Source organism: Sinomonas cellulolyticus, assembly GCF_014656475.1.
Taxonomy (GTDB): Bacteria; Actinomycetota; Actinomycetes; order Actinomycetales; family Micrococcaceae; genus Sinomonas; species Sinomonas cellulolyticus.
Map to the genome: position 1 here is coordinate 1 of NZ_BNCM01000026.1, position 11085 is coordinate 11085.

9 protein-coding genes are annotated in these 11085 nt (G+C 68.6%); 3 read left to right on the forward strand and 6 right to left on the reverse strand.

Annotated features, from left to right (window positions below):
* Positions 1–110 precede the first annotated feature (110 nt).
* The 5 genes from IE231_RS17870 to acnA all read right to left on the reverse strand — a co-directional run bounded on the left by IE231_RS17870 (position 111) and on the right by acnA (position 6548).
* Complete coding sequence (locus tag IE231_RS17870) at positions 111–1100, reverse strand: IS481 family transposase (RefSeq protein WP_189695353.1); 990 nt, start codon at positions 1098–1100, stop codon at positions 111–113.
* Between the two features lie 110 nt (positions 1101–1210).
* Positions 1211–2896, reverse strand: coding sequence for a thiamine pyrophosphate-dependent enzyme (locus IE231_RS17875; RefSeq protein WP_189695354.1), 1686 nt, complete (start codon positions 2894–2896; stop codon positions 1211–1213).
* A gap of 98 nt (positions 2897–2994) precedes the next feature.
* The gene (locus IE231_RS17880; RefSeq protein WP_189695355.1) at positions 2995–3273 is read right to left on the reverse strand and encodes a hypothetical protein; all 279 of its coding nucleotides are present in this window, start codon (positions 3271–3273) and stop codon (positions 2995–2997) included.
* A gap of 135 nt (positions 3274–3408) precedes the next feature.
* On the reverse strand, positions 3409–3891 hold the full coding sequence (rraA, locus tag IE231_RS17885; protein WP_189695356.1) for a ribonuclease E activity regulator RraA: 483 nt from the start codon (positions 3889–3891) through the stop codon (positions 3409–3411).
* 35 nt (positions 3892–3926) lie between these two features.
* Complete coding sequence (acnA, locus tag IE231_RS17890; protein ID WP_189695357.1) at positions 3927–6548, reverse strand: aconitate hydratase AcnA; 2622 nt, start codon at positions 6546–6548, stop codon at positions 3927–3929.
* A gap of 106 nt (positions 6549–6654) precedes the next feature.
* Here acnA and IE231_RS17895 point away from each other — a divergent pair, with 106 nt between their 5' ends.
* From IE231_RS17895 to IE231_RS17905, 3 genes are all read left to right on the forward strand, one after another.
* A complete protein-coding gene (locus IE231_RS17895; RefSeq protein WP_189695358.1) occupies positions 6655–7332 on the forward strand; it encodes a GntR family transcriptional regulator in 678 nt (225 codons plus the stop codon).
* 172 nt (positions 7333–7504) lie between these two features.
* Positions 7505–8854 (forward strand): MFS transporter, encoded by a 1350-nt coding sequence (locus tag IE231_RS17900; RefSeq protein ID WP_201896869.1) that lies wholly within the window; start codon positions 7505–7507, stop codon positions 8852–8854.
* 1 nt (position 8855) lies between these two features.
* Positions 8856–9941, forward strand: coding sequence for a lactonase family protein (locus tag IE231_RS17905; RefSeq protein WP_189695359.1), 1086 nt, complete (start codon positions 8856–8858; stop codon positions 9939–9941).
* A 179-nt stretch (positions 9942–10120) separates the two neighbouring features.
* On the opposite strand, the gene IE231_RS17910 is transcribed toward IE231_RS17905, so the two are convergent.
* Positions 10121–10933: an AAA family ATPase gene (locus IE231_RS17910; protein ID WP_189695360.1), complete on the reverse strand. Its 813-nt coding sequence runs from the start codon at positions 10931–10933 to the stop codon at positions 10121–10123.
* Positions 10934–11085 lie beyond the last annotated feature (152 nt).

Below are 11085 nucleotides of genomic sequence, written 5' to 3' on the forward strand. Positions count from 1 at the left end.
CCGGTTCAACATCAACGCTCATCGGGTACCTCCTGTATCAGAGTTACACCGTTGAAAGTACAGTCCCCATGCCGTGAGCGAAATCGGTTCGAGGGCGCGGCGGGGCTGATCTAGGTGTATGAGGTCATGACGTTGTCGACACGTTCGTGGACGCGGGTGGCCGGGGGCTGGTCAGCACAGGCGGTGTGCGGCCGATGATAGTTGTAGTGGTGGACCCAGACGCTGATTGCTTCGCGCCGCTCGTCTTCGGAGTAGAAGGCGTGGGCGTAGAGGCATTCCTCGGCGAGTATCCGCTGATAGCGCTCGACTTTCCCGTTGTGCCGCGGCGTGTAGGGCCGAGTCCGTTGATGCCGTGAAGCATGCGCGGTCACGGTGCGCACGAAGGTCCTCGCGCGGTAATTGGCGCCGTTGTCGGTGACCACCCGGACCAGGCGATTGATGCCGTGCGCAGCGAAGAAAGCACGGGCTCGGGAGAAGAAGGCGATGGTGGTCGCCGCGGTCTCGTTCTCGAGCGCCTCGGTGTAGGCGAGGCGGGAGTAGCCGTCGATCGCGGAGTGGAGGTAGGTGTAGCCCACACGCTGGTGGCGTGCTCGGGTGCTGCCGCGGCCGTGGAGTCGCCAGCCTCCACCGTCGGGGATCTGGCCGACCTTCTTCACGTCCAGGTGGAGCATGTGGCCCGGGAAGCGGGCGATGATCTTCCCGTTCTCTCGGTTGTTCTCCCCTGTCGTGTCGAGGTCTCGGCGGCGGGAGATCCCCAGCCGCTGCAGCCATCTGCCGATAGTGCGGACGCAGTAGTGGTAGCCGCGGCCGGCGAGTTCCAGGGAGATGCGGCGAGCAGACCACTTGCGGTCCCGTCGCCAGGCGTCGATGAGCTCGAGGACCTCGGTCGGCAGCCGCGACGGACGCCTGGCCGGAGCACTGGAGCGGTCCTGAAGAGCTTCGATGCCGTCGTCGCGGTAGCGGTGGACCCACTTCGTGAGTGTGGAGCGGGCGATGCCTGCTTCGGCGGCGACGTGGGCGATGGGACGGCCATCGGTTTCGACACGTTCGACCAGGCGGAGCCTTCCGGCAGGGGTCAGCGGCGAATTACGGTGGGTCATGGAACGGGTCTCTTCCAGCAGATGGACGGCTTCAGCACCACCCATCGTGCCGGTCAGGGACCCGTTCCTTCATCCCCGATCCGTGACTACAACGTCATGACCCGCAACAGCTAGTAGGCCTTGACGCGTTGATCGACAACGAGGTGGATGAGGGCGAACACCTTTTCGTGCTCGATCGCCTGCCGGGCTGCTTCGAGGGCGGCCGGGATGTCCCTGTCGTATTCGATTTTGGCTCCGAAGCCGCCGAAGGCCTGGGCCATCAGTGCGAAATCCGGGTTCTTCAGCTGGGTGCCGGAGATCCGGTGAGGGTAGTGCCGCTCCTGATGGGTGCGGATGGTGCCGTATTCCTGGTTGTCCATGACGATCACCAGGGGTGTGGCCCCGTACTGGGCGGCCGTTGCCAGCTCTTGTCCGTTCATGAGGAATTCGCCGTCGCCGGCGATGGTGACCACTCGCCGCCCGGGGTAGGCCAGTGATGCGGCGATCGCCGATGGCACGGAGTAGCCCATGGAGCCATTTCTGGCGCTCAGCATGGAGGCGTAGCGCCGGGTGGGGAAGTAACGGTGGGCCCAGTTCGTGTGTTCGCCTGCGCCGAAGGTGACGATGGCGTCGGAGGGAAGTGCGGGGACGAGGTTCGCCATCAGAGTGTCCATACGTGCTCGGCCTTCGCCGGGGGTGGCCGGCGGAAGGGCCGAGAAGGACTCCTGTTCGGCGCGCATTTTCGCGCCCCACTGCCGCCACTCGTCCTTGACGGGGAGTCCGAGCTTGGAGAGGTCACGGACGAAGACGTCGGGTTTGGCCACGATCTGGTGGGAGACGGGGCCTGACCGTCCTCGCAGTGACGGGTCGATCGTGACGAGGAAGTTCTTCTTGCTCCAGTCCTGGCGGCAGACGAACCCGTCAGTGATGACGTCGCCGGGGACGGTCCCGACGAAGATCAGCAGGTCAGTCTCTTCGAGGAGGTCGTAGGTGGGGCGTGGCCGGCCGTATCCGATCGGGCCGACGTAGGCCGGGGAGTCGAAGGGGACAGTGCCCTGCGTGCGCCATTCGGCGGCGGCCGGAATATGGTGCTTCTCAAGCCAACGGGTGAGCTGGTCCGCGCCTCCCTCGGTCCAGTCGTTGCCGCCGGTCACGAACAGGGGCTTGGTCGAGGCGGCGAGGGCAGCGGCCAGCGCAACCGAGTCGGTGGCTGTCATTCCACCGGTGGCCACGGGGATCGGCGGATGCAGGGCCGCTGGAATCTGTTGGCGGATGTCGTCTTCGGGCAGGCCGATGACGACGGGGCCAGGGCGGCCGCTCATGGCGGCGAAGACCGCTTCGGCGACGATTTCGGAGGCCCGTTCGGCGTGGTCGAGGACTATGACGCGTTTGGCGCCGGTGTCGAACCAGGCTTTGATGTCGAATTCCTGGAAGGCCTCGCGGTCCCTGTGGGCGAAGGGGATCAGCCCGACGAAGAGGATCATGGGGGTGGAGTCCTGCCAGGCGGTGTGGAGGCCCACGTGTGCGTTGGCAGCGCCTGGGCCTCTGGTGACCATCGCTATGCCGGGCAGCTGGTTCATCTTGCCGTCGGCCTCGGCCATGTAGGTGGCGCCGCCTTCGTGCCGGCAGACGATGGTCTCTATCGGAGAGCCATGCAGCCCGTCCAGGACGTCGAGGAAACTCTCGCCAGGGACGACGTGGGCGCGCTGGATGCCGTGCGCCACAAGGCTGTCGACGATGACATGCCCTGCTGACTTGAGCCCGTGTGCCGGTTCTTGTTCTGGGGTTTGGGTGGAGTCGGGCAGGGTCTGGGTCATTGTGCGGGAAGCCTTTTGGTCGGTTCGGTGGTGGGACGTTTGTTCATTGCGGCTTCCGTGCCTTCGCGAGGCGCGCCGCTGTCGATTGTTGTGGGCGGCTACTGGGCTTTCGCGAAAGCCCAGATCTCTTCGTGGTCGCTGCGGCAGTAGATTTTCCGGGTCGATCCGTCATCGGGAAGCAGCCAGAGAATGCTGCCGTCATCGGCCGCGGCGTCAATCGTGCCTGCCGCCGGCGCATGGCTGGGGGAGCGGATCACGACCCGGTCACCAGCCTTGAGTTGTCGCCAGTCCGGTTGCCGGTTGAAGCCTTCAGGGAGCTCACCGGTCGCGGGGTCGAAGTCCGGGGAAGCCGTCTCGCGTGGGGTCTCCGGGTACATGGATATGTCCATTCTGGTGCCGTGCGGCCTCAACAGCCGCAGCAGGGATGCTCGGGTAGTGTCCTCGCGCGCATCCGACGGAGACGGTCGATGCCGACGATGAGCAACAGGCGCCACGGGCGAGGGGACGGGGTCTCAGCGCTGGACGAGGATGCCGTCCTCGTCGCAGTACACGGTGGCGCCCGGGCGGAAGACGGCTCCGCCGAAGGCGACGTCGAGGTCGGTCTCGCCGGCGCCGGTCTTGGTGCCCTTGCGGGGGTTGCTGCCGAGGGCCTTGACGCCGAAGGGGAGGGCGGCGAGCTCTGCGCGGTCGCGGATGGCGCCGTTGACGATGACGCCGGTCCAGCCGTTCTCGAGGGCCTGGGCGGCCATGTTCCCGCCGAGGAGCTCGCAGCGGAGGGAGCCTCCGCCGTCGACGACGAGGATGGCGCCGTCGCCGGGGGCAGCGAGGGTCTGCTTGAGCAGGAGGTTGTCCTCGTGGCATTTGAGGGTGCGGACGGGGCCGTGGAAGCGGGCGCGGCCGCCGAAGGACTGAAACTGTGTGCTGACGGACTGGAGCTGTTCGCCGTACTCGTCGTACAGGTCGGCGGTGCTGAGCTCTGTCTGCTGGGTCGTCATGGGGGATGGCTCGTTTCTCTTCAGGGCTGGAGTGCTCAGGCGGTCTGGGTGCTCTGGGCGAGGATGGCGGGGATGACCCCGCCGTGCGCGAGGAGACCGGCTTCGAAGGCGGTCTCCACGGCCGCGGTGGCGGTGAACTCCTTGGGGGGCTGCCCGGCCTTCAGGAGGGAGACTGCGACAGGCGCCGTGGGGCGGACGTTCCCGGGGGAGGCGTCGATGTGCAGCGTGTCTCCGGGCGCCATGCCCTGGAGGTCGCCGCGGACACCGGCCGGGATGAGCAGCGGCAGGATGCCCATGCCGATGAGGTTGGAGCGGTGGATGCGCTCGAAGCTGTCGGCCAGGACAGCGCGGGCGCCGAGGAGCCGCTGGGCCTTGGCGGCCCAGTCCCGGGAGGAACCCATGCCGTAGCGTTCGCCGCCGATGACAACCACGGACTCCCCGTCGGCACGGTAGCGCAGTGCTGCGTCCCACAGGGGCATGAGTTCCCCCGTCGGTCCGTAGGTCGTGTGCGCGGTGGGGGCCTGCGGGGCGAGTCCGTTGCGGAGGGTCTTGCTGTGGAAGGCGCCGCGGACCATGACCTCCCAGTTCCCCCGCCGGGAGGCGAAGACATTCAGGTCGTTCCGGTCCTCTCCGCGGTCGACGAGGAAGTCGGCGACGGCGCTGTCCCGGGGGATTGCGGAGGCGGGGGAGATGTGGTCGGTGGTGACGTCGTCGCCGAGGACGAGCAGCGGGTGGGCGGTGTACTCGCCCAGGAGGGACCCTTCGCCCAGGGAGGCGAACGGGGGACGGCGCAGGATGGTGGAGGACTCGTCCCAGGGGAAGAGGTCGCCGGTGGGGGCCTCGATGTCGGCCCAGAGCCGGTTCTCGGAGGCGACGCGGAAGTCCCGCGCGAAGTCGGCCGGGTCCAGGGCTGAGGCGAGGGCCGCGTCGATCTCGGCGGCGTCGGGCCAGAGGTCGGCGAGGTAGACATCGCGGCCGTCGGCCGTGCGCTGGACGGGTGCGGAGGAGAGGTCCTTGGCGGCGTCGCCGGCGAGGGCGTACGCGATGACCATGGGCGGGGACATCAGGAAGCCCAGGTCCAGGTCGGGGTGGACGCGGCCGGGGAAGTTCCGGTTGCCCGAGAGGATGGCCACCGGCCGGCTGCCGGCCGCCTCGAGGGCCTGGGCCACGGGCTGGGTGAGGGAGCCCGAGTTGCCGATGCAGGTGGTGCAGCCGAAGCCGACGATGCCGAAGCCGACCGCGTCGAGGTCCTCGGTCAGGCCCGCGCGCCTGAGGTAGCTGGCGGCCGCGGGGGAGCCCGGGGCGAGGGAGGTCTTGACCCACTCCGGGACCGAGAGCTCGAAGGCCCGGGCGCGCCGGGCGAGCAGCCCGGCGGCGACGAGGAGCCTGGGGTCGGTCGTGTTCGTGCAGCTGGTGATGGCGGCGATCGCGACCGGGAACTCCGGCAGCTCCCCGGCGCGGGTCGAGGGGCGGCGCTCCGCGGCGAGGGCGGCCGGGACGGCGCTGACGGGCAGCAGGTCCTGGGGGCGGCGGGGCCCGGCGGCGCTGGTCTCGATCGCGGAGAGGTCGATCTCCAGGGTGCGGGTGTAGGTGGGCTCGGCCGCGGGGTCGAACCACAGGCCGGCGCGGCGCATGTACGCCTCGACGAGGGCGACCTGCGCCTCGGTCCGCCCGGTCTGCCGGAGGTACTCGACCGTCCGGGCATCGACGGGGAAGTACCCGGTCGTCGCCCCGTACTCCGGGGCCATGTTCGCCACGACGGCGCGCTCCCCGACGCTCAGGGCGGAGACGCCGGGGCCGTAGAACTCGACGAACTCGCCGGTGACGCCGAGCTCGCGGAGCCGGTGGGTGACCGTGAGCGCGAGGTCGGTGGCCAGGGCGCCGGCCCCGAGGCGGCCGGTGAGCCGGACGCCGACGACGTCGGGGATGCGCAGGGTCGTGGGCATGCCGAACATCACGGTCTGGGCCTCGAGCCCGCCCACGCCCCAGCCGAGGACCCCGAGGCCGTTGACCATGGGAGTGTGGCTGTCGGTGCCGAGCATCATGTCCGGGACCGCCCAGCGTTCCCCGCCGCGGTCCTGGACAGTGACGACCGTGGCGAGCTGCTCGAGGTTGATGGTGTGCATGATCCCGGTGCCGGGAGGGTTGATGTGGACGTTGTCCATCGACTGGGCCGCCCACTTCAGGAAGCGGTACCGCTCGCGGTTGCGGCGGATCTCATGGGCCATGTTCCGCACCGGCGCCCCCATGCGGGCGTAGTCCTCCACGGCCAGCGAATGGTCGATTGAGACCTCCACCGGCAGCAGCGGGTTCAGCGCCGAAGGGTCGCCCCCCGCTTCGGCGACCGTGCTGCGCATGGCGGCGATGTCCACCAGAGCCGGGGTGCTCGTCGTGTCGTGCATGAGCACCCGGCCCGGGAGGAACTCGACCTCCTCCTCGCTGCTGGCCCGCTCGAGCCACCGAACGAGGGCGCCGAGCGAGCGCTCCCGCTCCCCGGCCTCCGCGTTCCGCAGGACATTCTCGGCGAGCAGGCGCAGGACCACCGGCCACCGCTCGAAGGCCTCTCCCGCCGCGGCCCGCACGTCCACGACGCGCAGCTCCCCGCCGTCGTCCAGCAGGCGTCCGCCCGCGACCGTGTGCTCGGCTATGCGGCCCATTCCGCAACCTCCTAGAGATGATCGTTCGTTATAGCTTATAACCTGCATCCTGTCCCCTACAAGGGATATCCTGTGGGGAAGCCTGACCCACGAGATCGGAGCCGATGTGAGCGCCCCCGCGACCGGCATCTTCACCAAGAACGACTATGCGTACTCGGAGCTACGGACTCGGATCCTGACCGGCCAGCTCGCGGCCGGGTCCGTCATCCCCCAGGTGCACCTGGCCGAGGAGCTGGGCCTGAGCACCACGCCGCTGCGGGAGGCCATCCGCCGGCTCTCCGCCGAGGGCATGATCCAGCTCGAGGCCCACCGCGACGCCAGGGTGACCGCCCTCAGCGCAGCCGAGGCCCGCCACCTCTACGAGGTGCGCGAGAGCGCCGACCCGCTCGCCGCGGGCCTGGCCGCCGAGCGGCGCACCGCCGAGGACCTGGCGCGGATCGAGGCCGCGCTCGGGCGCCTCTCGCCCATCCGCGATGCAGCGGACCTCAACGCGCTCCTGGCCCACCGCGACTTCCACCGGGCAGTGTACAGCTCCTCCCACAACCCGATCCTGACCGACATCCTCGAGCGGCTCTGGGACAAGGCCGACCGCTACCGCCTCGTCGGGCTCCGCTCCCGGGGCGACAGCCCCGGAGACAGCGAACGGGTCGCCGCCGAGCACCGGGCGATCTACGAGGCCGTCCGCAGCGGCGACAGCGACGCGGCGGCGGCCGTCATGCGCGAGCACATCAGCGCCAGCCTCGGACGCCGCGCCATCGACGCACTCGAGCGAAACCGGGCCTGACCGCCGCCGGCAAGGAGCGGTGGTAGACATCACAGATTGCAGGTTATAACCTATATCCTGTGACTGGGATCGCAGAACCGGTTGCAACCCCATCTTCGGAAGCATCCCATTCCGGGAGCGCTTCGTTATAAGCTATAGCGGCCCGCTGAGGGCCGAGACCCAGGAGAACGCTTTGTCTGTCAACGTCGACCAGACGCAGTCGCCGCTGGAGAAGCGGACTGTCAGGAAGATCGCCTGGCGCATCGTGCCCTTCGCCTTCCTGCTCTACATCGTCAACTACATCGACCGGGCCAACATCGGCTACGCCTCGCTGCAGATGAACAAGGAGCTCGCCCTGACGAGCCAGGCGTTCGGCCTCGCGGCCGGGCTGTTCTTCATCGGCTACTTCATCTTCGAGGTGCCCAGCAACGCCGCTCTGGCCAGATTCGGGGCCCGCAAGTGGATCGCCCGCATCCTCCTGACCTGGGGGGCCCTGGCGACGGTGATGGGCTTCGTCCAGAACGACATCCAGCTCTACATCGTCCGGTTCTTGCTTGGAGTGGCGGAGGCAGGGTTCTTCCCGGGCCTGATCGTCTACCTCGGCTACTGGTTCCCCCGCCGCTACCTCGGGACGATGATCTCCCTGTTCGTGGCCTCCATCCCCGTCTCCTACATCATCGCCTCCCCGCTGAGCACCTGGATCATGGAGCAGGTCCACTGGGCCGGCCTGGGCGGGTGGCGCTGGATGTTCGTCTTCGAGGGCATCCCCGCAGTCATCCTCGGCGTGGTCTGCTACTTCGTCATGACCGACAGGCCCGCCGAGGCCCGCTGGCTCACCGGCGAGGAGAAGGCCTGGGTCCAGGACGAGCTCCAGCGCGAGCAGGACGCCGAGAAGGGCCACACCAAGCACCTGAGCGTCTGGAAGACCCTGGCCAACCCGAAGGTCCTCTACATGGGTGCCATCTACTTCATCTACCAGGTCGGGAGCCTCGGCACCGGCTACTGGCTGCCGAAGATCATCAAGAGCCTCTCCAAGGACCTGAGCACCTTCCAGGTCGGCCTGGTCGGCATGATCCCCTACGCCGTCGCCACCGTCGCGATGATCTGGTGGTCGCGCCGCTCCGACAAGAAGAACGAGCGCAAGTTCCACAGCTGGCTCCCACTGGCCGTCTCCGCGGTGGCCATGTTCCTCGCCGGCGTCCTCGCCCAGCCGTGGCTGGTCATCGCCGCAATCAGCATCGCCCTTGCCGGCCTGTACGCCTACAAGTCCCCCTTCTGGGTCGTGCCGAACCAGTTCCTCTCCGTGGCCACCGCGGGCACCGCCGTCGCCGCGATCAACTCCATCGGCAACCTCGGCGGGTTCGTCGGCCCCTACGCACAGGGCATGATCACCGACGCGACCGGCTCTCCCCTCGTCGGGCTGCTCTTCTTCGCCGGACTCACGGCCGTCGCCGCCGTCATGATGGCCGCCATGCGGCTGAAGAAGGCCCCCCGCAGTGCCGGGGCGGCGGAGCGGTCCGAGCACGCCGAGACCATCCACTGACATGGCCCCGCAGCGCTTCGCCTACGTAGGGACCCGCACCACGCGGGAGCGGGACGGCCAGGGACAGGGCATCGCCTGCTTCAGGGCCGAGAGGGACACCTGGGAGCAGGTGTCCCTCACCCCGGCGGTCAACCCCGGCTTCCTGGCCGTCGACGCGCACCGCCGGGTCCTGCATGCCGCCCACGGCGACCATGACTACCTCACCTCATACCGCATAGGAGATGGGGGAGAGCTGCACGAGGTCGGCCGGCGCCACACCGAGGGCACGAACCCGGCCCACCTCGCCCTGGACCCCACTGGCAGGTTCCTCCTCGCGGCCAACCACACCAGCGGCTCGGCCGTGGCGTTCCCGGTCGAAGCGGACGGCTCCCTCGGGGGCCTCTGCGGGAAGGTGCAGTTCACCGGCGAGCCGGGCCCGCACCGCAGCGACCAGAAGGGATCCAAGCCCCATCAGGTCGCCTTCGCACCCGAGGGCGGAGTGTTCCTCGTCCCCGACAAGGGCCTCGACACCGTCTTCACCTGCTCGCTCGACCCACGCTCCGGCCAGCTCGACATCCAGGCGGCCACCCGGCTGCGCCAAGGCAGCGGGCCCAGGCACGTCGCCTTCCACCCGGCCCTGCCCGTCGTCTACGCCGTCAACGAGCTGGACAACACCGTCACCGTCCTGCACCGCCACCTCGCCTCGCCCGAGCTCCAGCCTCTGCAGATCCTGCCCACCATGCCCGAGCGCGACGTGCGCGACAGCCGCGCCGCCGAGGTGGCCGTCAGCCCGGACGGCACGACCCTGTACGCGAGCAACCGCAGCGGAGCCGGCGACCGCACCCCCGGCGGCCCCGGTGAGGATACCCTCGCCGTCTACCGCATCGGCGACGACGGCCTTCTCACCTTGCTCCAGCACGCCTCCACAGGCGGGATCCGCCCACGGTTCATCACCCTCGGCCCCGATAATGAGGCCCTCTACGCAGCGAACGAGCGCACCGGCACCATCGCCGCCCTCGCCCGCGACCCCGAGGGCGCCCTAGGAGCACCCCGCCGCATAGCCCAGGTCGGCTCGCCCGTCTGCATCGTCTTCTTCGAGCGTCTCTGAAGCGGCCGCAGTAGGTGGTCCGATCGCATCACGTCACTCGATCCACATGCCGCGTATGGCGAGACGAAGCCCCCAGTCAGCTTTCCGCTGACCGGCGGCTTCGTAGCTGCATGGGCAGTGGCACGTGGTGTGTGGATTTGATCGCTTCTTGGCGGTCTTTTGAGAGCGGTAAGTGGCGGTCAGTCGCCGATGACGAGGATGCTAGCGGCGGCTTCGATGACGTCGTCGGTGATGGTCTCGAGCTGGTTGATCTTGAGCACTCGGGTGATCTGCGGGAAGAGGCGCTCGAGGAGGCGGAAGTTGCCGCGGGTGATGCGTTCGATCGCGGCGATGGCCTGGGCATCGGTGAAGTCTTCGGGGTCGAGGGTGCGGCCGAGGCGTTTCCAGTGGCGGTCGAGGACGAAGAGGAGCTCGTTGCGTCCGAGGGCGCGGTAGCGGTGTGAGAATCCGAGGCGGCTGTAGAGCTGGGGGTAGTGGCGGAAGCGCTGGTCGATGCCGGGCATGCCGATCAGGATGATCGCCAGGTGCTGGCGGTCGTGCTTGTCGCGCAGGAGTTCGAGCGCCGGTGGGGTGAGCCGTTCGGCCTCGTCGATGATGAGCAGCTCGACCCACTTGTCGGTGTCGCCCACGACGGTGCCGGTGATCTTGCCGATGAGGCGCTGGTGCTCGTCGACGCAGACGCCGAGCCGGACTCGCAGCTGGTCGATCTCGCGCATGAGGTCCTTGGGTCTGGGGAGCACCTCGGGGGTGTAGAACACGGTGCGGGAGCGGTTGGCGGCCGCGAAGTGCTTGGGGTCCTCTTCTTCGCTGCGTGGTCCCCACTCGGTGATGAAGGGTTCGAGGGTGTCCCAGTGGGAGTAGCGCCGTGCAGACTGGGTCTTGCCCACGCCTGCATCGCCGTGGCAGATGCCAATGGTGCGTTCCTTGCGCACTGCGTTGGCGAACTCGGTGAAGCGGCGGTGTTCCTTGGTGACGATGAAGTCCTGGCTCACGGGTCGTCCTCTTCGTAGGTTCGCAGCCTCACGCGACGCTGGGCCGGCTGGGCAGGGCTGGGCTCGTCGCGGGCCGCGGTTCGGGGGATGCGGTCGTTGATCTCCTTGCGCAGCTGCCGGCGTCGGGCCCGGCGCGCTGTCTCGATCTCGCC

Excerpts from the sequence above, each read along its gene's own strand:
- IE231_RS17880 (WP_189695355.1), bottom strand. The coding sequence starts at position 3,273 with ATGTACCCGGAGACCCCACGCGAGACGGCTTCCCCGGACTTCGACCCC.
- IE231_RS17875 (WP_189695354.1), bottom strand. The coding sequence starts at position 2,896 with ATGACCCAGACCCTGCCCGACTCCACCCAAACCCCAGAACAAGAACCG.
- IE231_RS17905 (WP_189695359.1), top strand. The coding sequence starts at position 8,856 with ATGGCCCCGCAGCGCTTCGCCTACGTAGGGACCCGCACCACGCGGGAG.
- rraA (WP_189695356.1), bottom strand. The coding sequence starts at position 3,891 with ATGACGACCCAGCAGACAGAGCTCAGCACCGCCGACCTGTACGACGAG.
- acnA (WP_189695357.1), bottom strand. The coding sequence starts at position 6,548 with ATGGGCCGCATAGCCGAGCACACGGTCGCGGGCGGACGCCTGCTGGAC.
- IE231_RS17870 (WP_189695353.1), bottom strand. The coding sequence starts at position 1,100 with ATGACCCACCGTAATTCGCCGCTGACCCCTGCCGGAAGGCTCCGCCTG.